18 protein-coding genes are annotated in these 20,628 nt (G+C 62.1%); 8 read left to right on the top strand and 10 right to left on the bottom strand.

Annotation, left to right across the window (positions count from 1 at the left end; all coding sequences use genetic code 11):
- Positions 1-90 precede the first annotated feature (90 nt).
- The 3 genes from ACP15W_RS06615 to pap are packed head-to-tail and all read left to right on the top strand — an operon-like array spanning position 91 to position 3,057.
- A complete protein-coding gene (locus ACP15W_RS06615) occupies positions 91-420 on the top strand; it encodes a DUF952 domain-containing protein (RefSeq protein ID WP_424932063.1) in 330 nt (109 codons plus the stop codon).
- On the top strand, positions 417-1,487 hold the full coding sequence (locus tag ACP15W_RS06620; protein WP_424932064.1) for a quinone-dependent dihydroorotate dehydrogenase: 1,071 nt from the start codon (positions 417-419) through the stop codon (positions 1,485-1,487). Before ACP15W_RS06615 ends, ACP15W_RS06620 begins: the two co-directional genes overlap by 4 nt.
- A gap of 49 nt (positions 1,488-1,536) precedes the next feature.
- On the top strand, positions 1,537-3,057 hold the full coding sequence (gene pap / locus ACP15W_RS06625; protein WP_424932065.1) for a polyphosphate:AMP phosphotransferase: 1,521 nt from the start codon (positions 1,537-1,539) through the stop codon (positions 3,055-3,057).
- Positions 3,058-3,185: 128 nt separating this feature from the next.
- Here the strand turns inward: pap and ACP15W_RS06630 are convergent, their stop codons facing one another.
- From ACP15W_RS06630 to ACP15W_RS06640, 3 genes are all read right to left on the bottom strand, one after another.
- Complete coding sequence (locus ACP15W_RS06630; protein ID WP_424932066.1) at positions 3,186-4,553, bottom strand: ATP-binding protein; 1,368 nt, start codon at positions 4,551-4,553, stop codon at positions 3,186-3,188.
- Positions 4,550-5,236: a response regulator transcription factor gene (locus tag ACP15W_RS06635; protein ID WP_424932067.1), complete on the bottom strand. Its 687-nt coding sequence runs from the start codon at positions 5,234-5,236 to the stop codon at positions 4,550-4,552. Before ACP15W_RS06635 ends, ACP15W_RS06630 begins: the two co-directional genes overlap by 4 nt.
- Before the next feature lie 98 nt (positions 5,237-5,334).
- Positions 5,335-6,792 carry a Do family serine endopeptidase gene (locus ACP15W_RS06640; protein ID WP_424932068.1) on the bottom strand — a complete coding sequence of 486 codons (1,458 nt, stop codon included), beginning with the start codon at positions 6,790-6,792 and terminating at the stop codon, positions 5,335-5,337.
- A 180-nt stretch (positions 6,793-6,972) separates the two neighbouring features.
- Here ACP15W_RS06640 and ACP15W_RS06645 point away from each other — a divergent pair, with 180 nt between their 5' ends.
- Positions 6,973-7,485, top strand: coding sequence for an AAA family ATPase (locus ACP15W_RS06645; protein ID WP_424932069.1), 513 nt, complete (start codon positions 6,973-6,975; stop codon positions 7,483-7,485).
- 5 nt (positions 7,486-7,490) lie between these two features.
- Here ACP15W_RS06645 and ACP15W_RS06650 read toward each other — a convergent pair whose 3' ends face one another.
- From ACP15W_RS06650 to ACP15W_RS06660, 3 genes are read right to left on the bottom strand one after another with little or no spacing between them, the layout of a single operon-like run.
- A complete protein-coding gene (locus ACP15W_RS06650; protein WP_424932070.1) occupies positions 7,491-8,411 on the bottom strand; it encodes a DMT family transporter in 921 nt (306 codons plus the stop codon).
- Between the two features lie 28 nt (positions 8,412-8,439).
- Positions 8,440-9,690 (bottom strand): type III PLP-dependent enzyme, encoded by a 1,251-nt coding sequence (locus tag ACP15W_RS06655; RefSeq protein ID WP_424932071.1) that lies wholly within the window; start codon positions 9,688-9,690, stop codon positions 8,440-8,442.
- 30 nt (positions 9,691-9,720) lie between these two features.
- Positions 9,721-12,294: a bifunctional diguanylate cyclase/phosphodiesterase gene (locus ACP15W_RS06660; protein ID WP_424932072.1), complete on the bottom strand. Its 2,574-nt coding sequence runs from the start codon at positions 12,292-12,294 to the stop codon at positions 9,721-9,723.
- 475 nt (positions 12,295-12,769) lie between these two features.
- Between ACP15W_RS06660 and ACP15W_RS06665 the strand changes: the two genes are divergently transcribed.
- The 3 genes from ACP15W_RS06665 (at position 12,770) to rlmH (ending at position 13,848) form a co-directional block, all read left to right on the top strand.
- On the top strand, positions 12,770-12,934 hold the full coding sequence (locus ACP15W_RS06665) for a hypothetical protein (RefSeq protein ID WP_424932073.1): 165 nt from the start codon (positions 12,770-12,772) through the stop codon (positions 12,932-12,934).
- A gap of 98 nt (positions 12,935-13,032) precedes the next feature.
- Positions 13,033-13,365: a ribosome silencing factor gene (gene rsfS, locus ACP15W_RS06670; RefSeq protein WP_424932290.1), complete on the top strand. Its 333-nt coding sequence runs from the start codon at positions 13,033-13,035 to the stop codon at positions 13,363-13,365.
- A gap of 12 nt (positions 13,366-13,377) precedes the next feature.
- On the top strand, positions 13,378-13,848 hold the full coding sequence (rlmH, locus tag ACP15W_RS06675; protein WP_424932074.1) for a 23S rRNA (pseudouridine(1915)-N(3))-methyltransferase RlmH: 471 nt from the start codon (positions 13,378-13,380) through the stop codon (positions 13,846-13,848).
- Between the two features lie 17 nt (positions 13,849-13,865).
- On the opposite strand, the gene ACP15W_RS06680 is transcribed toward rlmH, so the two are convergent.
- A complete protein-coding gene (locus ACP15W_RS06680; RefSeq protein ID WP_424932075.1) occupies positions 13,866-14,198 on the bottom strand; it encodes a HesB/IscA family protein in 333 nt (110 codons plus the stop codon).
- 189 nt (positions 14,199-14,387) lie between these two features.
- On the opposite strand from ACP15W_RS06680, the gene ACP15W_RS06685 reads away from it, so the two are divergent.
- Entirely contained in the window at positions 14,388-15,539 is a 1,152-nt protein-coding gene (locus tag ACP15W_RS06685; RefSeq protein WP_424932076.1) for a deoxyguanosinetriphosphate triphosphohydrolase, read from the top strand.
- Between the two features lie 54 nt (positions 15,540-15,593).
- On the opposite strand, the gene ACP15W_RS06690 is transcribed toward ACP15W_RS06685, so the two are convergent.
- The 3 genes from ACP15W_RS06690 to xylA form a co-directional block, all read right to left on the bottom strand.
- Complete coding sequence (locus tag ACP15W_RS06690) at positions 15,594-16,001, bottom strand: response regulator (protein WP_424932077.1); 408 nt, start codon at positions 15,999-16,001, stop codon at positions 15,594-15,596.
- 26 nt (positions 16,002-16,027) lie between these two features.
- A complete protein-coding gene (locus ACP15W_RS06695) occupies positions 16,028-19,078 on the bottom strand; it encodes an ATP-binding protein (protein WP_424932078.1) in 3,051 nt (1,016 codons plus the stop codon).
- 221 nt (positions 19,079-19,299) lie between these two features.
- Positions 19,300-20,607: a xylose isomerase gene (gene xylA / locus ACP15W_RS06700; RefSeq protein ID WP_424932079.1), complete on the bottom strand. Its 1,308-nt coding sequence runs from the start codon at positions 20,605-20,607 to the stop codon at positions 19,300-19,302.
- Positions 20,608-20,628 lie beyond the last annotated feature (21 nt).

A 20,628-nucleotide genomic window follows, 5' to 3' on the forward strand; every position in this document is an offset into this window, starting at 1 on the left:
GGCGTCATGGGTGGCGGGAAGATGGTTGGGCTGAGTGCGTTGTGGCCGGGACGGGTTGACCCCTTCGGCGCGCTCGTCCATTGAACGGCCATGCTGGTATACAAGGTATTTCGAAGCCCGGAGTGGGCGGAATTCGAGGCGGCCGGGACAACGCTTGGCGCGCCGGTCGATCTGGCCGATGGTTTCGTGCATCTCTCGACTGCGGCACAGCTCGGGGGGACGCTGAAGAAGCATTTCGCCGGGGAGACCGGGCTGGTTCTTCTGGCCGTCGATCCAAGAACGATCGGCTCGGACCTGCGCTGGGAGCCGTCGCGCGGGGGTGATCTCTTCCCGCATCTCTACCGGCCGCTGGAGATGGCCGATGTTGTCTGGACCTGCCCGATCGAGGATGGCGGGGTGCTGCCGGAGGGGCTGACATGAGCTTCGCAGAACGCGCGGGCCTGTCGGTTCTGCATCGGCTCGACCCGGAGCGAGCGCATGAGATTGCGCTTCACGCGATGCGTGCGGGCTTCGGGCCGCGGCAGGAGGCAGTCGTGTCGGAGCGGTTGCGTGTGAGCGTGGCCGGGCTCGATCTGCCCAATCCGCTTGGCCTTGCCGCGGGGCTCGACAAGAATGCCGTGGCTGTGGAACCGCTCCTGCGGGCAGGTTTCGGGTTCGTGGAGGTGGGGGCCGCGACGCCTCTGCCGCAACCGGGAAACCCGAAGCCCCGGCTGTTCAGGCTGACCGGGGATCGTGCGATCATCAACCGGTTCGGTTTCAACAATGAAGGAATGGAGGCCATCGGCGCGCGGCTGGAGGGCCGGGGCTCCGGAGGCGTTGTCGGCATCAATCTCGGGGCCAACAAGGCGAGTGCGGACCGGGCGGCGGATTATGTTCGCGTTCTCGAGCGGATCGGACCGCATGTGGATTTTGCCACCGTCAACGTCTCTTCGCCCAACACCGAACGGCTCCGGGAATTGCAGGGCCGTGACGCGCTGGCTGCGTTGATCGGCGGGGTGGTGGAGGCAAATGCGGCGCTGTGCCGCCCGATCCCGGTCTTTCTCAAGATTGCTCCGGATCTCGGCCGGGACGAGCTCTCCGATATTGCCGAAGTGGCGCTTCAGAGCGGGATTTCCGGGATTGTCGCGACCAATACCACGCTGTCGCGAGAGGGGCTCACCTCGCCCGAGAAAGGCGAGGCGGGAGGCCTTTCGGGCGCACCGCTCTTCGAGCGCTCCACCGTGGTTCTGGCGCGGCTCTACCAGTTGACCGGCGGGCGTCTGCCGCTGATCGGGGTGGGCGGCATCCGCACCGGGGCGGACGCCTATGCAAAGATCCGGGCGGGCGCCTCGGCCCTGCAGATCTACTCGGCGCTGGTCTACGAGGGCCTGTCGCTCGTGCCGCGCATCCTGGGGGATCTCGATCGACTGCTCGAAAAGGACGGTTTCAACAGCCTCGGTGATGCGGTCGGTAGGGATGCAACGTCCTGGGCGGACCGCGACGTTTGAGACATTTCCGTGACGCGGGCCTTGCCTTGCGCCGCCGGAGCCGCAAACAATGCGACGACAGCGGGAAACCGGAGGCCTTGCAGAGATGATGGACGGCAGCGTGTTCGAACTGAAGGACGAGGGACAGCTCCGCGAGCGGGAGGCCGTTCTGCGCGAGCGACTGCTGGATGCGCAGTTCGATCTCGCCGAATCCCGGAAGGAATCGATCCTCGTTCTGCTGAACGGGCCCGACGGGGCGGGCAAGGGCCAGGTGCTCAACCGGCTTCACGGCTGGCTCGATCCGCGTGCGATCAAGACCATGGCCTACGATATCGAGACCAAGGAAGAGTATCGCGGTCCGGGTGGTTGGCGCTACTGGCGCGATCTCCCCGCCTACGGGCATGTGGGGATCGTGCTGGGCTCGTGGTATCATTACCTGCTGCATCGCAGGGCCACGAAGCTCATCAACAAGAGCGAGTTCCAGGAGCGGCTCGACATCGTCAACAGGATCGAGACGATGCTGGCGGCCGAGCGCGTGCGGATCGTGAAGATCTGGCTCACGCTTTCCGCGGGACAGGCCGAGAAGCGGGTGAAGAAGAACCATGGCGGGCCGGGAACGCTGAAGAACCCGCTGTTGCGCGAATGGCGGAGCATCGACACCAAGGGCGAGCGCAAACGGCTCGTGGAGGCCGCCCAGGAGATCGTCGCCTCGACCGGGCCGGAAGCCCCGCAGTGGCACCAGGTTCCGGCGGAATGGCCGATGGCGCGGGATCTTGCCGTCGGTGAGATCGTGCTTGATGCGATGCAACAGGCGCTCGCCGCCAAGCCACCGCGCAAGGCTCCGAAGCCTTCCGCCCGACCGCGCCGGGTGAGCAAGGGGCCCTCCGCGCTCAAGGCGCTGGACCTGGGGTTGAGTCTCGAGAAGAGCGACTACCGCAAGCGGCTGGCGGAGGCCCAGAAGGAGCTCTACGCGCTCACGCGGTCGAAGAAATTCTCCAAACGGGCGCTGGTCTGCGTGTTCGAGGGCAATGATGCTGCCGGAAAGGGCGGCGCGATCAAGCGGATGCGCGCGGCACTCGATCCGGTGCACAGCGAGGTCTATCCCATCGCCGCACCCAGCGAGGAGGACCTCGCGCATCCCTATCTCTGGCGTTTCTGGAAGCGCATCCCGCACCGCGGAGACGTCGCGATCTTTGATCGGAGTTGGTATGGGCGCGTGCTTGTCGAGCGGGTGGAGGGATTTGCCGCGCCGGCGGACTGGCGTCGGGCCTATGAGGAGATCAACGATTTCGAGGCATTGCTCTCCGGCGGGGGGTATATCGTCCACAAGTTCTGGCTCTCGATCGATCAGGACGAGCAGCTTCGACGGTTCGAGGAGCGCAAGGAGGTGCCGCACAAGCGCTTCAAGATCACTGACGAAGATTGGCGCAACCGGGAGAAATGGCCGGCCTACGAGGTGGCAATCGATGACATGGTGGCGCTGACATCCACGCCGAGCGCGCCCTGGACGCTCGTCGAGGCCAATGACAAGCGCTATGCGAGAGTGAAGGTCATCGAAACGCTGGTGGATCGTCTGAAATCAGAACTGTGAGAGTGCAGGCGCGGCCCGTTCGGGCCGCTCGCCGCTCGGCCACGCACTGCCGTTAACCAATCGTTTAACATTGCCTTGCGTGCGGTGATGCTTGCGCGCCATATGTTCTTGTTTTGTTCGATGATCGCTCAGGTGGGGAAATGCAGGCAAGCGCACAGGCCCGGGGCGTTGTCGGAAAGCTCAAGCCTCGCTCCGTGCATCCGGGCTACTGCCGCCACGAGTGCGAGGCCCAGGCCAGAGCCGGGTTCGCCTCTGCTGGGGTCGAGCCGGACGAACCGTTCGATGGCGCGGGCGCGGTCGGCCTCGGGGATGCCGGGGCCTGTGTCCGCGATGCAGAGCGTGGCGCCGCTAGGCGAGTGGCTGATGGAGAGTGTGATCGCGCTGCCCTCGGGAGCGTGACGCATGGCGTTCTCGATGAGGTTCGAGGCCGCCTGGGCGAGGAGTTGGGGATGACCGCGGATAACTGGAGCATCGGATGCCTTGATCTCAAGCCTGAGGCCGCTTTCCTCGGCCGCGGCCTGGTAGAGATCGCCGAGATCGCGGACCAGCAGGGAAAGGTCCACCTCTTCGAACTGTTCGATGCCGAGCCCCGCTTCGATGCGGGTTATGTCGAGAAGTGCCGTGGCGGTCGCGAGCACGCTTTCGGCTTCGGATTGGGCACGGGCGAGCAGGGCCGTGCGTTCGGACTCAGGAAGATCGGGGGTCTGGGCCGCGCGGATGTGGCGATGGAGCCGGTCCAGCGGACTGCGGAGATCGTGGGCAAGACTGTCGGTGACGGTGCGCAGGTCACTCACCAGTGCATCGATCCGCTCGAGCATCGCGTTGAGCGTGCCCGCGAGGCGGTCGAATTCGTCACCGCTGCCGCGTTCGAGGACGCGACGTTTGAGATCGCCGGCCATGATCGCGCTGGCCGCATCGCCGATCATGCCCACCCGGCGTCGCATCATCCGGACCGAGATCCAGCCGGTGGCGAGCGAAAGAAGGGTCATGGCGAGCAGGGCCCAGACAAGCGCGCGGGCGAGCAAACGGTCGAATGCGGCCCGTGCGGCGACATCCCGGCCCACCAGCAGGCGTTCATTGCCCGGCAAGCGGATCGCGAGTGCGGAGATCTCGGTGGGGCCGGTGCGATCGGTACGGATCAGGCTGAGGGTGACCCAGCCGGTATCGGGGGCGATGGTGGGCGGCCAGCTCGCGAGGTTGCCGGCAATCCGGGCCCCGCGCGCATCCGCAAGCAGGTAGATCGCGTCGCGCGTCTGAGGACGGCTGAGGCGGAGGTCGATGGCGCGGGCGAGCCCGATGATGCCGGCGCGATTGTAGTCGTCCGCGAGGCCGGCGATCTCGGTTTCCACCACCGCGCGCTGTTCGGCATCGATGACGCCGCCGACACGCCAGTAGACGAACCCGAGAACGAGGGCCGTGGAGGCCGCGATCATCAGGAACTGGGCGAGGATCAGCCGTGCCGCCGCCGAGCGCCAGAGTGACCCCATCGCTGTCATGGCTGGTCCGTCATGGTATAGCCGCTCCCACGCACCGTGCGGATGAGCTGGGGCTCGCCTTCGAGGTCGATCTTTCGGCGCAGGCGGCTGATATGAACGTCGATCACATTGGTCTTGGGATCGAACCGGTAGTCCCAAAGACCTTCGAGAAGCATCGTCCGGGTGACGACGCGCCCCTTGCGGCGCATGAGGTATTCAAGCATCTGAAATTCGCGCGGCAGAAGATCGATCTGGCGATCGCCACGGTGGGCAGTACGCGAAATGAGGTCGAGTTCGAGGTCGAAACAGCGGAGCGCGGTTTCCTGGGCCGAAGGTTCCGCGGGGCGGCGCAGGATGGCTTCGAGCCGGGCAGAAAGCTCCTCGAAGGAAAAGGGCTTGACCATGTAGTCATCCGCGCCGGCGCGCAGCCCCCGCACGCGCTCGTCGATGGCGCTCATGGCCGTGAGCAGGATTGCGGGTGCGCGAATGCCGGCGGCGCGGGCGGATTTCAGGAGCGAAAGGCCGTCAAGATCGGGGAGCATCCTGTCGAGGATCATGGCGTCGAACCCGCCCTCAAGTGCGTGCATCAGACCCTCACGGCCCGATCCCGTGGCTTCGACCGCATATCCTGCCTCGCGCAACCCCTTCGCGATATAGTCGCGCGTGTCGCTGTCGTCTTCGACGATGAGGATGCGTCTCGACAACGTCTGTCTCCCTGCTGGTCTCGGCCCTGGGGAAAAATGCGGACGCCCGGTTCGATCCGGGCGCCCATCTGAAGCATTTCAACCTCGGTCCCTCAGGATTATCCCATCCGCACGCCGACGAACAAGCGGGTGCCGTCCCGCGAGATCTGGAACAGCGCGGCGCTGGCGTTGAGGTCCTGGAGGGCGGTATCGACATCGCGCGGGGTGCGGACGTCGGTGCCGGAGACCTGAAGGATGATGTCGCCGACCCGCAGGCCTGCCTCCGCGGCGAGGCCCTCACCGTCGAGCGATGTGATGACGACACCGTCGATGTCGTTGGGCAGGCGGAGTTGTTCGCGCGCCGCCGGGGTGACGGCCGAGAGCGTCGCACCAAGGCGCTCGGATGCCGTGCCCGACTGCTTCTGGTCGGACCCGGGGGTGAGGGCGGCGAGTTCTTCACTGTCGAGCCGACCGAGACGGAGGGTGAGCGTCTGTTCCCTTCCGTCACGCAGCACCTCGACTTCCACGTCCTGGTCCGGCGCGGCGGCCGCGACAAGTTTCGGCAGTTCGCGGCTCGAGGCGACGGGAGCGCCGTTGAAGCCGACGATCACATCGCCGATCCGGAGCGTGTCTTCGGCTGGGCTGTCGGCGACCACTTCGGCCACCAGCGCGCCGCGCGCTTCGTCGAGGCCGACGGCTTCGGCGATATCGGCCGTGACGCCCTGGATCGAGACGCCAAGCCAACCGCGCTCGACCACGCCCGCATCGCGCAGCTGGCCCACCACGTATTCGACCGTGTTGGACGGCACCGCGAACCCCACGCCGACCGAACCGCCGTTCGGCGAGTAGATCGCGGAGTTCACGCCGATCACCTCGCCTTCTAGGTTGAGGAGCGGACCACCGGAATTGCCGCGGTTGATGGCGGCGTCCGTCTGGATGAAATCGACATAGGGGCCGGCATTGATGTCGCGGCTCACGGCGGAAATGATGCCGCGTGTCACCGTGCCGCCAAGGCCGAACGGGTTTCCGACTGCGATGACGTCCTCTCCGACGCGCATGTCGTCGCTGTCGCCGAGCGACAGGGTGGGCAGATCGTCAGCGTCGATCTTGATCAGGGCCAGGTCAGTTTGGGGGTCGGTGCCGATGACCTCGGCTTCGAACTCGCTCTCGTCGTGGAAGCGGACCCGGACGTTCGTGGCCTCGTCGACCACATGGTCATTGGTGACGATGTAGCCGTCGGCCTCGATGACGAAACCGGAGCCGAGCGAGGTGCCTTCGGACCGGGGCACGGGGCTGCCGCGCTCTCCGCTGTTCGGTTGGCCGAACCGGCGGAAGAACTCTTCGAAGGGAGAGCCGGGGCCGAAGGTCCATTGTTCGGGGGAGATCTGCGCCTCGCGCTCCTGGGTCGCGAGAATCGTCACCACAGCGGGGCTCGTCTTTTCCACGAGATCCGCCACGAGGCCGGGTTCGGTCTGGGCCGATGCGAGCGGAGCCCAGGCCATCCAGACCCCGGCGGTTGCGGCAGTGATGGCGGCAGTGAAGGGGGCGGGGCGCGGAAGGATTTCGTGGCGGGTCATGTCTTCGATATCTCCTGCTCTGGAAACACGGGGTGTGGCTTTGCAGGTCACATGGCGCGCAAATGTGGAGACTTCTTCGCGGGCAGGTTAAAGATCTTTCATGAAACGTGCGTTTCGGCGTCGGCGGCAGGGCAGGAGGCTGGCGCGGCTGACAGGCGCCGGGGGGAAGAGGGGGATGGAATGAATTCGGAACCGGCAACGCTGCATCTTCTGTGCGGAAAGATCGCGTCGGGAAAATCGACGCTCGCGGCGGAACTTGCAGGACGTTCCGGAACCATGCTGATCGCGGAGGATGCCTGGCTGGCCGCGCTTTACGGTGATCAGATGTCAACGGTCGAGGATTTCGTGCGGTGTTCGGCGGCCCTGCGGACGGTGATGGGACCGCATGTGATCGGGTTGCTCAAAGCGGGCGTTTCAGTGGTGCTCGATTTCCAGGGAAACACCCGTGAGAGCCGGGCCTGGATGCGCGGGATCTTCGAGGCGGCGGACGCCGCGCACATGCTGCACTATCTCGATGTGCCGGACGAGGTCTGCCTCGCGCGGCTCAGGGCGCGGAATGCGGGCGGCGATCACCCCTTCGCGGCGACGGAAGCGCAATTTGCGCGGATTACGAAGCATTTCGTTGCCCCGACAGCTGACGAGGGCTTTGACCTGGTGGTCCATGCTTCGGACGATGGAACACGCTTTGGGTGAGAGGTTTAAACCACTTCAACGGCCAGGGTCTTGGGTTCGGAACGCCATAGGCTCGAGCTTGCGATGACCGCGCCGCCGATCACGAGGCAACCGGACCAGATCATCTCGGGCGCAAGTGTGCCGGTGGTGAACATGGCGACAAGAGCCGCTCCGATGAAGGGTTCGACATAGGAGAAGGCGCCGAGCGCCTGGATATCGCCGTATTTGCAGCCGAAATCCCAGAGATAGATCGCGAGACCCATCGGCAGAATGCCGAGCCCCGCGATGGCGGCAAGCTCGTTTCTCGAGGGCGTGACCCATTCCTCGAGACCAAGATGCGCGATGAGGCAGAGAAATGCGCCGGCCATGTAGAACACCCCGAGCGCGGACGAGGGCACATGGGGCAGGCCGCGCGTGGCAACCGAATAGACGCCCCAGAGTGCGGCGGCGAGGCCGATCAGGGCGAGGTAGAAGACCGATCCGTCACTGCTCTCACCGCTATCGCCGCCGCTTTCGACCAGCATGGCGATCCCGATGAAGCCGAGCCCGGCTCCCAACACGTGCCACCAGCGCAACCGCTCTCCGGGCAGGAAGGCCGAGCCGATTACGATCATCAGGGGTGTCGTGCCCTGGAGAAGCGCGGCGGGGCCGGGTGGGGCTTTCTGCGTCGCGTAGTAGATCACGGCATGATAGCCCACGAGCGAGCCCACCATCAGCAGCCAGACCGGGAGCGGCAGGCGAAACGCCTCGACCGGATCATCTCCGGTGATCAGCCAGAGCACCGGAGAGAGCAGGGCGGCAAAAGTGAAGGCGAGTGCCACGGTCTGAATGGGCGGGATTGCGGCCGTATAGGTGATGAGCGTGGTTTCGGTCGCCCACAGGGCGACGCCGAGTGCGCCGAGGAGGGTCGGCAGGAACCGCCCGAGCGGTGGGTATGCAGGCGGCATCGGTACGTCTCCCTCCTCTAGACCTGGGTTATCCGCTCAACCGGACGATCTTGTCGGTGCGGAAACCGTTGAAACTCGTGCGCATGGCAAGGCTGTAGGCCCCCATCATGCCCACCTCGATCCAATCTCCTTCGCGGATGTCGTCCGGCAGGGTGAAAGGGGCTCCCAGCGTATCGTTGGAGTCGCAGGTTGGTCCGAAGACCTTGAAGTCCGCCGGTTTCTTCTCCACGCGCTCGCCATTTCGAATAAGGCGAACCGGGCGTTTCTCGCCGCTGTGTCCCAGTTCCTGGAGCGTGCCGAAGATCCCGTCATTGAGATGCAGGCAATTGCCCCGGCGGACCATGACCTGGACGATCAGCGTGCCCGACGTCGCGACGAGCGCGCGGCCGGGTTCGCAGAGAAGCATGTAGCCCGGCGCGAGATCGAGGGTCTGGCGCCCGTGGATGACATGGCTAAAGTAGGTCTGAAGCGTGGCGATCTTGTCGCCGGGGTAGGGTGCCGGGAAGCCACCGCCCACATTGAGCACGCTGATGGGGACGCCTGCCTTGCGGGCAACGGTGCCCGAGATCGACATCGCCTTGCCGAAGGCACCCGGCGAGAGGCATTGCGAGCCGACATGAAAGGAGATACCGGCCTTCACCCCGCGTTTGTGGATATATTTCAGGATCTTCACCGCCTCATCGGGCGGCGCGCCGAATTTGGTCGAAAGCACGTAGCGGGCATTGCGACCGGGCGTGTGCAGGCGAACCGCGACAATCAGTTCGTCACTGAGGTCCGCTTCCTCGAGGATCTTGTCGACTTCTTCGATGCAATCGGCGGTGTAGAACCGGACGCCGTATTCCGTGCTGGCCTTCCGGATGGCCGGACGGGTCTTGGCAGGATTGTTGAAATAAAGGCCCGCAGCCTTGCCGAAAAGACCTTCGATCTGTTCGATCTCGCCAAGTGAGGCCACGTCGAAATCACGGATGCCTGCATCGAAGAGCGTTTCCAGCACGAAGGGGTGCGAGTTGCACTTTACCGCGTAGAGCGGGCGGCCGGGAAAACTCAGGAACCGGGCGACTGCTGCACGGATCTCGAACGGGTCGATGCAGAAGACCGGCTCCGTCGGCTGCAGTTCCTCGATGATGTCCTCGATCGATGCGTAGCTCTCCAGGTCTGCCGCGGATGGAACCGCAGTGCGCTGGGTGTCGGCCGGTTTGCGCGGTTGGGTCGAGAGATCGACCCGGCTGACTGGTGCATCGGGACAAGCAGGGTCTGGTGCCTTTGCCTGGTGAAGCATGTATCCGTCCTATTCAAAGGGTATCTGTCGTTATGCAGCTGCGAAGGAGTTCCCGCCGCGGCCGATGCCTTCCCATTCCTCGAGGAACTTGGTCAGGTCTTCTGCGGACATCGGTTCGCCGCACAGGTGGCCCTGAACCAGGTCGCACCCTTCGGCCCGGAGCAGGTCCAGCTGCTCGCGCGCTTCCACGCCTTCCGCGGTCGTGGCGAGGCCGAGGCTGCGGCTCAGGCTGAGTACGGCTTTCACGATGGCCAGGGATTTCGGATCGGTGCGTGACGCGGCGACGAAGGATCGGTCGATCTTGAGCTTGTCGAACGGGAAGGAGTTGAGGCAGGCGAGCGACGAGAAACCGGTGCCGAAATCGTCCAACGCGATGTGCATGCCGGTTTCCTTCAGCGAGGTCAGCACGTCGAAGGCGATGTCGGCGTCGTTGATCAGCACGCTTTCGGTGATCTCGAGTTCCAGGCGGCTGGGGGGCAGGCCGGCATCGCTGAGGACGTGGCGAATGGTGCCGACGATGTCGCGCTGGCGGAACTGGACGGCGGAGACATTGACCGCCATCCGGATATCGGGCCACTGAAGCGCCTGTTTGCAGGCAACGCTCAGGATCCATTCGCCGATGGGACCGATCAGGCCGGTATCCTCGGCGATCGGGATGAAGACCTCGGGTTCGATCACGCCGCGTTCGGGGTGGTTCCAGCGGATGAGCGCCTCGATGCCGGCGACCTTTTCGGTCTGGATGTCGACGACCGGCTGGTAGTGGACGACGAACTCGTTGCCGGTGATTGCGCGGCGCAGGTCGTATTCGAGCGCCTTGCGTTCCTGTAGTTCGAGGTCCATGTGCGGTTCGAAGAAGCGAACGGTACAGCGCCCGGCCTTCTTGGCGCCATAGAGCGCGATATCCGCGTTCTTCAACAGCTTTTCCGGGCCGCAGCCGTCATTTGGCGAGAGAGCGGCACCGATGCTGACGCCCACGTGAATGACGTGGCCTTCGATTTCGAAGGGCTCGCGCATGACCTCGATGATCCGTTCGCTCAGCGCTTCCGCATCGCCAAGGCCCTCGATATCGGACTGGATGATCGCGAACTCGTCTCCACCGAGGCGCGCAACCGTATCTGTCGGGCGGGCGCAGGTGGTGAGCCGGTCGGCGACGGACGTGAGCAGGAGGTCGCCTGCCGCATGGCCGAGCGTGTCGTTCACTTCCTTGAAGTGATCGAGATCGAGACAGAGCACCGCGACCTTGGCGGCCAGCCGGCGGCGGTCGCGCAGGGCATGGTTCAGGCGGTCATTGAAAAGCATGCGATTCGGCAGGCCGGTGAGGCTGTCATGCAGGGCGAGATGCCGCGCGCGGGCCTGGGCCTCGACTTCCTCGGTGATATCGGTTGCGGTCCCACGGAAGCCGATGAACCGGCCCGAGGCATCGAAGATCGGCCGGCCGGCGAGGCGGCTGTTGCGCTCGCGATTTCGGGCATCGCGGTAGTGGCAGCGGATGTCGCGGAAGGACTGGCGCTTGCGCATTTCCTCGTTGAGATCCGTCGTGTCTTCAAGGCCGTCGATGGGCTGGAAGCAGCTTTCGAGCCGCTTGCCGAGCAGAGAGGCCGCGGCGATGCCGGTCACTTCGGAGAAGCGGGTGGAAAGGTATATCAGGCGATTCTGCGGGTCGCATTCCCAGATCCAGTCCGAGGAGGCTTCGGCCACGTCGCGGAACCGGGATTCACTTTCCTCCAGCGTGCGGGCATAGGCTTCAACGGTCCGTGCGGAATCATGCAGCGCGGTCGTGGTCCGGCGGGCGTTGCTCACGACGAGCCAGGCGAAGGCCACGAGGACAATCACGGAAATGACGAGGGGCGGCAGGAGGAGGCGGAGCAGCTCGTATCCCGGCTGTTCCGGCGACCACATCAGATAGCCCATCGTCTCGCCATTGAGACTGGCGAGCGGGATCGTGGCGCCTGCTGCCGCTTCGTCGGCCGCGATGATCTTGAGGCCCTTGAGCAGGTATTCGTTGCCCATGCGCTCGAGGAAGCTCTGGTCGAGGCGCTTGGCGAAGACGAGGCTGGAGCGTTCTTCGGAAGGCAGGGCTTCGTCGGAAATGGAGGGCGGGATGATGCCCATGCTGGCGATCAGCAGCAGGCCGTCGCTGGAACTTGCGACGCCGACGGCCGGGTTGCGGGAAAGGGTGCCTGTCTGGATGATCTGGTCGAGGCCTTCAGGGACGAACTCTTCGGCGCTCGTGTCCTGCGGCGTGCCTTCGATGACGGCGTAGACCGTCTCTCCTGCCGGGTCGATCACGAAGGCGAGCTCGTAGCCGAGGCCTTCGTAGACATTGGCGCCGACATTTCCATCCGTGGCGGCCCAATCGACATCGAGACCTTCATGGAGGTGATAGTAGACATCCTCCCAGACCGCGTAGTCCTTGAGGTTTCTCGCGATGTGGCGCTTGTTAACCTTGACCGCGGTGTCGGCCAGCATTGAGGAGGATTCGACCTCGAGCCGGTTCTGGCCCTGGGCCGTAAAGATGACGAAGCCCACGACCATGAAGATCGAGGCAAGGATTGCGCAGGCCATGGGCAACACGACGCGCCCGGTGAACAGATCTTTTGACAATGCCGCCACTGAAGTTTTTTCGGTTCTCAAGGCCCGGCCCCACATTTCGCTGGCCCGAGACTGCGCGAGATACGTTAACCAAACGTAACTAATAAAGAATCCCGGTAACCTGTGGCCTCAACGAGGCGACAGTAAGAGGCTCCTGACCCGGTGGAATCGGCGGTCAAAACAGGTGGCATAGTGTTACACGTTTAAAGAGAACTATAGATCTAAAGTAATCGTAAAAGACGAAAATTGGACCTCTATACGAGAAGACTTGTACGTGATTGGTCGAGAAACCCAAGGCGAGCCATGAAAACAAGGGCACTCGGTTAACGGCGTTTGCCCCGGGGTGGGGCTGTCGCTGGCGTTCGGGAAGCGGGGTAGGGTGTGTTTGTCAGGTAGTGAACGCGGGTGGTTGGAGTGCCTTTGGGTTGGCAAAGATCGGCCAAATCTCTACATCATTTGAGATACTTCCGAGAAAGAAAGATCCACGATGCTTCTTTTTGCCGGTGTGTCTGCAAGTGGCGCGTTGCTGTCTTCTCCAGATGGCGTGCGTCTCTTGCCGATTGACCGAACGCAAAAATCAGCCTTCTTGAAAAAATGCGCCCTTTCGCCTAATCTAAACATTGCCGGCGCCGGGCAAGAACGGCGCGTTTGACGGAGGTAATCGCGCTGTCTCAGCACGTTACGGCGGCTTCTGCCGCCACCCCGGGCAAGGCATTTCAGCCGGTCCCGGGAAAGTCTGGCAGAGAAGATCTGCTTGCGACCATCCTGGCCTCGCTCGACGACGACAAGGCCGAGGATGTGACGACCATACCGCTCGCTGGAAAATCGGAGATGGCGGATCACATGGTGATTGCCTCGGGCCGGTCGTCGCGCCAGGTAGCTTCCATTGCTGAAAAACTCGCTGACCGCTTGAAGAGTGATCATGGCGTTGTCGTCCGCACGGAAGGCAAGGAACATGGTGATTGGGTCCTGATCGATACGGGCGATGTGATCGTGCATCTGTTCCGGCCGGAAGTTCGCGAGTTCTACCAACTCGAGAAGATGTGGCAGAACACTGCGGGTAGTCCCCCGAAACCGGTCTAGAGACCGTTTCGCTTGCGCATCAGCATTGCTGCCGTGGGACGGCTCCGCAAGGGGCCGGAGCTTGAACTTGTCAACGACTACCTGAAGCGGTTTGACCGAGCCGGGCGCCCCAATGGGCTGGGCCCGGCAAGGATTCTGGAGCTCGAAGACCGGAAGGGCGGCGGGCGCGAAGCCGAAGCCGTCTTGCTGGCCGGCGCCATTCCGGATGGTGCGATCGTCGCGGCTCTCGACGAGCGCGGGAAAACCCGCAGCTCGCCCCAGTTTGCCACATTGCTACAAGAGCACGCCGATGACGGGGTCCGCGATCTGGTTTTCCTGATCGGCGGTGCGGACGGACTTACGCAGGAACTCCGTCAGCGCGCGGACCATCTTCTCTCATTCGGGCCAATGGTCTGGCCGCACATGCTGGCCCGGGTGATGCTCAGCGAGCAACTCTATCGCGCCGCATCCATTCTCGCAGGCTCGCCCTATCACCGGGCCTGAGGCTGTGAGGATTGTTCTCAGAGCGAGAAGCTGGTTCCGCAACCGCAGCTTGATGCCGCGTTCGGATTGTTGATCACGAACCGTGCCCCGATCAGTTCCTCGGAGAAATCGATTTCCGCATTGGCGAGGAAGGGCAGGCTTACACTGTCGATATACACGCGCGCGCCGTCCTTCTCGAGCACGAGGTCGTCCTCTCCCTGTGCCGCGTCGAGCTTGATTGCATACTGGAAGCCTGAGCAGCCCCCACCCTCAACTGCGATGCGCAACGCCTGTGGTTCGCGGCCTTCGGTAATTTCGTTGATGCGGGCGAAGGCGCGATCGGTGACCCGCGGTGGTATGGCAAGATCCATCGTTCTGCCCAATCTCCATTTCAAGGCTGCTTTCAAGGTAAGCGCCACGTGCCAGGCGCACAAGATCCGGCGTCATTTTGCACCGCGCTTGCGAGCGGGGGAACAGTCTTCGGACCTTTCAGCCCCCTTAGCGATGCGTTACCACGGCAGAGTAGGATTAAGAATTGTGACACACGAGGCCGCTTGCCCATGACCGCATCATTTGCGACGCGCCCCGACACGACGCGGGGAAGGCTCTATCCGGAGGAAGGCTCGGCCCATCGCACCTGCTTCCAGCGCGACCGGGACCGGATCATTCACGCATCGGCCTTTCGTAGGCTGAAACACAAGACGCAGGTCTTCGTGGAGCATGAAGGCGACTACTACAGGACGCGTCTGACCCACTCTATCGAGGTGGCGCAGGTTGCCCGCACGCTTGCGCGCTCGCTGGGACTCAATGAGGAACTGGCAGAGGCCGTGGCACTTGCTCACGATCTGGGCCACCCCCCCTTCGGGCATACCGGCGAAGACGAGCTGAAGGAACTGATGGAGCCCTTTGGCGGGTTCGACCACAATGCGCAGGCGATCAAGATCGTGACCAAGCTGGAAGCGCATTACGCGGATTTCGACGGGCTGAACCTGACCTGGGAGACGCTCGAGGGCATTGCCAAGCATAACGGGCCGGTCGTGGGCGACGTGCCGTTTGCGCTCAGCGAGTTCAACGCGGTCTATGATCTCGAGTTGGAGACCCACGCGAGCGCGGAGGCACAGGTTGCGGCGATCGCGGACGATATTGCCTACAACAACCACGACCTGGCCGATGGGCTTCGCGCGGGCCTCTTCACGCTGGAGGATCTGCGCTGTCTGCCGATGATCGGGCGTTGCATCGCCGAGGTCGATGCGCGGTGGCCTGGGCTTTCACCGGCGCGACGGGAGCACGAAGCGCTCCGGCGATTCTTCGGGCTTCTGGTGGAAGACGTGCTCGCCACCAGCCTCGAGCGCATCGAGGAATTTGCGCCCAAAGACGTGCAGGCCGTGCGGCATCTCGGCGTGCCCGTTGTCCGTTTCTCGGAGGGCACTTTCACCGAATTGAAGGAGATCCGTACGTTCCTCTACTACCGGATGTATCGGCAATGGGGAGTTCAGCGAATGCGGCGAAAGGCAAAGATCGTCGTGCGGCAACTCTTCGAGATATTCAACGAGGCACCGGGTTTGATGCCGGACGACTGGAATTCCGTGCAAGCACTTCAGGATGGCAGGGTCGGGCGCGCACGCATCGTTACGGACTATATTGCCGGCATGACAGATCGCTTCGCCCTTCAGGAACATCGCAAGCTGACCGATCCTAACGTCCGCGCCTGATGCCGGGCCGGGTCGCTTCGGGTTCCAGGCCCGGTCCGGCACGTTGACCAGAGGTCATACCGCAGCAGTGCCACTGCGCGCGCAATGGTTCCTCCAGATTTCCTCGACGATTGCCGGCAGTTCGACGGGGTGGAAAGGCTTGCCGATCACATTGACCGCGCCGAGCTCGCGATATGCTTCGACTTCTGCCCCCTGGATGCGGGCAGTGAGGAAAACAACCGGAATCTTGGCGGTCTTGGGGCATTCCTGGATATGCTTGAGGGCCTCGGTCCCGTCGAGTTCCGGCATCATGACATCGAGGATGATGAGATCCGGCAGTTTCTCTGCCGCAAGCCTGACGGCTTCGCGGCCATTCTCGCAAAGAATGACTTCATGCCCGCCCACCATCTCGAGGGAGAGGGCGACGATCCGGCGGATATCGGCTTCGTCTTCGGCGCAGAGGATTTTCAATTTCTTTTCCATGAACCTGGTTCGTCTCTTTTCTGGAATCAGGACTGACGTTGGCTGCGAGCGGTGCGGAGGAGCAGTTTTATCCGCTGCAGGAGTTCGGTATTGTCCGCATCGGTTTTGAGGATGGAATCCGAGATTGAGCGGCAGGCGTCTGCTGTTGGTAGATCGATGGAGTAGACCATCATTTCAGGCGGGTTGGTCTGGGACTTTAGCGTTTCGATAAGATCGAGCCCGCTGCCATCCGGCACATACTGGTCGAGAACAACCACATCGTAAGACGTTTCAGCGATGCGTGCGCGGGCCTCCCTGAGCGTCCTGACCGAGTCGACCTCCGCTATGCCGGTAAGCAAGGTTCTCAGCACCATTTGCTGGTCGACCTCATCTTCGAGATGCAGGACGCGCAGAGGGCCGGAGCCGGCGCGTATCGACGCCATTTCGAGGGCATTGCGAAGCCGGTTTTCGTCGAGCGGCTTGCTGATCTGGCGGATGTAGGACGCGCTGCCGGGATACTCCAGTTCATTGGAATCAGACTGCGCCGGCGAAATGGCGATCATCGGGATATCCGAAAGGTCGGGCGTGGCGTGAATGAAGCGCACCACTTTCTCGGCGTCTGTGCCGCTTCCTTCCCAATCTAGAATGACAATATCGAACCATTCGGATTTGAGCTGTTTGCAAGCGGTATCCGCGGTCGGACAGTGGAATGCTTCATAGCCAATGCTTTCGACGAGATCAGACAGAAGTTGTTCTGCCGTCTCGTCCTCTACGCACAGGAGGACCCTTCCCCGCGCGGTTTCAAAGGTTCTTGCCACCTGTTGCGGAGTTTCGGATGAAATGCCCAGATCGACGAAGAACACGGTTCCTGAGGAGCTGGTGCGGAAATCGATCCTGCCCATATGCGCCTTTACGATCGAGCGGCAGATGCTGAGCCCCAGACCACTGCCCCCGATGCGACGGCGTGTGCTGTTGTCGGCCTGGGTGAATTTTTCGAAGATCTGGCTGCGAAATTCGGCGGGTATGCCCGGACCGTTGTCGGCAACGGAGAGCCTCCAGGCCCCGCCGACCTGCTGAATCGAGACAGTGATCACCCCTCCCTGGGGGGAGAACTTGATGGCGTTCGAAAGAAGGTTGTTGACCACCTGAATCAGGCGGTCCGGATCGCCCAGCACGATCGGTGGTGTGTCCGGATATTTCGTCGAGATCCTGACACCCGCTTCCGTACCCATGCCCCGGCACTCCTGAACCGCAGTGTCGACAATGCGAGCAAGGTCAATGTGGTTGAAAGAGAAACTCATGCGGCCGGATTCGATCTTCTCCATGTCGAGAATGTCGTTGATAAGAGTAATGAGGCGGGCGCAGTTGCCATTCGCCGTCTCGATCAATTCATGGGCCTGGGGGGAAAGCTCTCCGGCGATGCCAGCCTCGAGCAGGCCAAGACTTCCCTGCATTGAAGCAAGCGGCGTCCTGAGTTCGTGACTGACCGTCGAAACGAATTCCGCCTTCATGCGCGCGACGACATCGCGTTCGGAGATATCTCTTATGATGCCGATGAAGCGTGCACTTCCCGGTTCGCCACTAACCGAAACGGTCAGTTCGATGGGAAACTCGGTTCCATCCCTTTTCATCCCGCTGAGGAAACGACTCTTGCCGAACACGTCCTGACGACCAGTTTCGATATACTTTCGCAGGTAGTGATCATGGCGGGACCGGAAGCTCTCCGGCATGATCATGGTCACGTTCTTTCCAATGATCTCGTCCTTGGTGTAGCCAAACATCTTGAGCGTGGACTGGTTCACGGTTTCCACTATGCCGTTCTCGTCGATCATGATGATCGAATCCGCGACACCATTGGTGAGGGTCTCAAGCCTGCGAACAGTCTCGTCGATTTGCTTTTCCCGATTGAGAATGGTGGTTATGACCTCGACGAAGGCATCCCGAAGCTTGCCTGCGGGGCCATCCGCACTTTCGGGCCAGTTGATGTGAGAGAGTGGGCGCCCAGCGAGAATCTGGTGTGCAGCACGTGTCAGCGTTTCCATCGGTCGAGCATGGCGGTTGGTGGCCGCGAAGAGCAGAAGCGCACCGAATATCGAGAAAAGAATAGCAATGAGGGATATCTGGGCGCGGATATTGTCTGCACTTTCCCGGAGTACACTCATGGGAATTGCCATCGCGGCGAGGACAAATTCTCCGGAGTCATGGTGGAGGAGAAACTTCCGTGCGAAGATTGCGATCTCTCGCTCATCCTTACCTTTGACCACACCTGAATAGCTGTCGCTTTCACCCTCGATGACGGTTGAGACCAGGGAAGGGTCTAGCCCCGAGAGGCCCTTCTGTTCCTCGAGAGCCATGTCCCAGGGTGGCGGGCGTGAAATGAGCTCACCTCTGGAGTTCAGCAGATAGATGTTGGCTTCCGAGGGAATAGAGTGCCGCAATTGGCGCATGACGGAAAACGTGTCGACATCGATCACCAAGATGCCGAAGACCTTCCCGGCATCATTGTGCAGGGGAGTCGCCGTGCGGAGGAAGGAACGGATCCCGCGCAAGGAGTTCTCCGGAGCCAGAGCGACTTCAAAGCCGCTCTGGTAGATTTCCTGTGGATTAAGACCGATTGCCTGTCGGAAAAAGCTGCTTTCCCCGATCTCATCGAGGGCGGTGGACGGACTCAGGGAAATCATCCCGCCTTTCCGTGTAGCTTCGAGAAGCTCGAGGCCGTTGCGTTCTGCACCGATAAGCCGAATCCGGTAGATATGCCTGTTGAGTTCGGCCATCCGCACAAACAGAGTGCCCAACTGTGCAAGCAGTTCCGTCTCCGTGGAGCCGTCCTCGGGATCGACGCCTCCATTGTAATGGGCGCGGACAAGGTTTCCCATGGCGGGCGTTCGGGCGAGGAACAGTGTGCGCGTGCGGATGTTCGCAATCTCGTCCTCGATACGGTTCATCCCGATCTGAAGATAGCTGTCGAAATTTGCCAGGCCGCGATCACGCAGTCCATCGACCATACCGTTGTAGAAGAAGATCCCGACACTGCCGGCCATGCCAAGCAGAAGACAGAAACCAATTATCGTGATCCGGATGGAATCCCGTCGCAACATTTTGAAAATTCATCCCTATTTCGCACGCGATCGGCGAAGTGCGAGCGCAGCGCTTAAATACAGATAAGACTCGTAATTGAATTTGACTAAAAAGCGATGAATGAGATGTCTGATTTGTGGGCTTGGTAGTGGAAGGAGCCAAGCCTGTGCGGAGCCTTGCGGAACGAAAAGCGCTCCAGCGAAAGACTCCGCAGATGCTGCCGGCCTTGGTCCGACTTCCTTCAGACGAACCGGTTCACGTAGTTCTCGAGGATTTCCTGCCGGCCGGAACGCGGGTTAGGGTTGATCCCTTCGGCCAGGGCCTTCGCAGCGACGCTTTCGAGGTCACTTGCAAGCATGGCCTTTCCGCGGTCGGTCTCCCAACCAGCATAGCGCTCCCGGCGTGCGGCCTCCAGCCCGCCATCTTCTATCATCGCGGCGGCGGCCTTCAGGCCTCTTGCGCAGATATCAAAACCTCCAACATGTGACGCGATCAGATCCTCTGGGTCGATAGATTGGCGCCGGATGCGTGCATCGAAGTTGGTGCCTCCCGTGGCGAAACCGCCTGCCCTAAGCACTTCGTAGTAGGCGAGCGCCACTTCCGGGGTGTTGTTCGGGAACTGGTCTGTGTCCCAGCCAGACTGGTAGTCGTTGCGGTTCATGTCGATCGAACCAAGCATCCCGTCTGCTGCCGCAACAGCCAGTTCATGCTCGAAGCTGTGCCCTGCGAGAATGGCGTGTCCCTGCTCGAGGTTGAGCTTCACTTCGTTTTCCAGCCCGTATTTGCGCAAGAACCCGATGCAGGTCGCGGCGTCATAGTCATACTGATGCTTGGAAGGCTCTTGTGGCTTCGGCTCTACGAGAATCGTGCCCTCGAAGCCGATCTTGTGCTTGTAGTCGACCACCATGGTTAGGAAACGTCCCATGTGGTCGAGTTCCCGACCCAGATCCGTGTTCAGCAGGGTTTCGTAACCCTCGCGTCCGCCCCAGAGAACATAGTTCGCCCCACCGAGCTTCTTGGTCGCGTCCATGCAGGATTTAACAGTCGCCGCGGCGAAGGCGAAGACATCCGGATCCGGATTGGTGGAGGCGCCACCCATCCAGCGGCGGTGGCTGAACATGTTCGCCGTGCCCCAGAGGCAGCGCGTGCTTGAGTGTTCCATCTTTTCGGCAATGTAGTCTGTAATCTCATCGAGTTTGGCCACGTTCCCGGCGAGATCGCCCTGGTCGGGCCGGATATCGGCATCGTGCCAACAGAAGAAGGGGGTGCCGAGGATTTCAAACATCTCGAAGGCGACATCAACCTTGAGCCGCGCATTCTCCATGTTGTCCTGGGGGTGCCAGGGGCGCACGAGGGTCGATCCACCGAATGGGTCGCCGCCCTCGTAGGCGAAGGAATGCCACCACGCGACGGCGAGCCGCAGATGCTCCTCCATTCGCTTGCCCAAGACGATTTCGTCTGGATTGTAGTGCCGGTATGCCATCGGGTTGGTGCTGTCCGCACCTTCGTAGCGGACGCGTTCAATGCCGTCGAAGAAGCCGGTTGCCATGGTATTGCCTTGTCTTTTCGT

Source organism: Amaricoccus macauensis (assembly GCF_049800915.1).
In the GTDB taxonomy this organism is placed as follows: Bacteria; Pseudomonadota; Alphaproteobacteria; order Rhodobacterales; family Rhodobacteraceae; genus Amaricoccus; species Amaricoccus macauensis_A.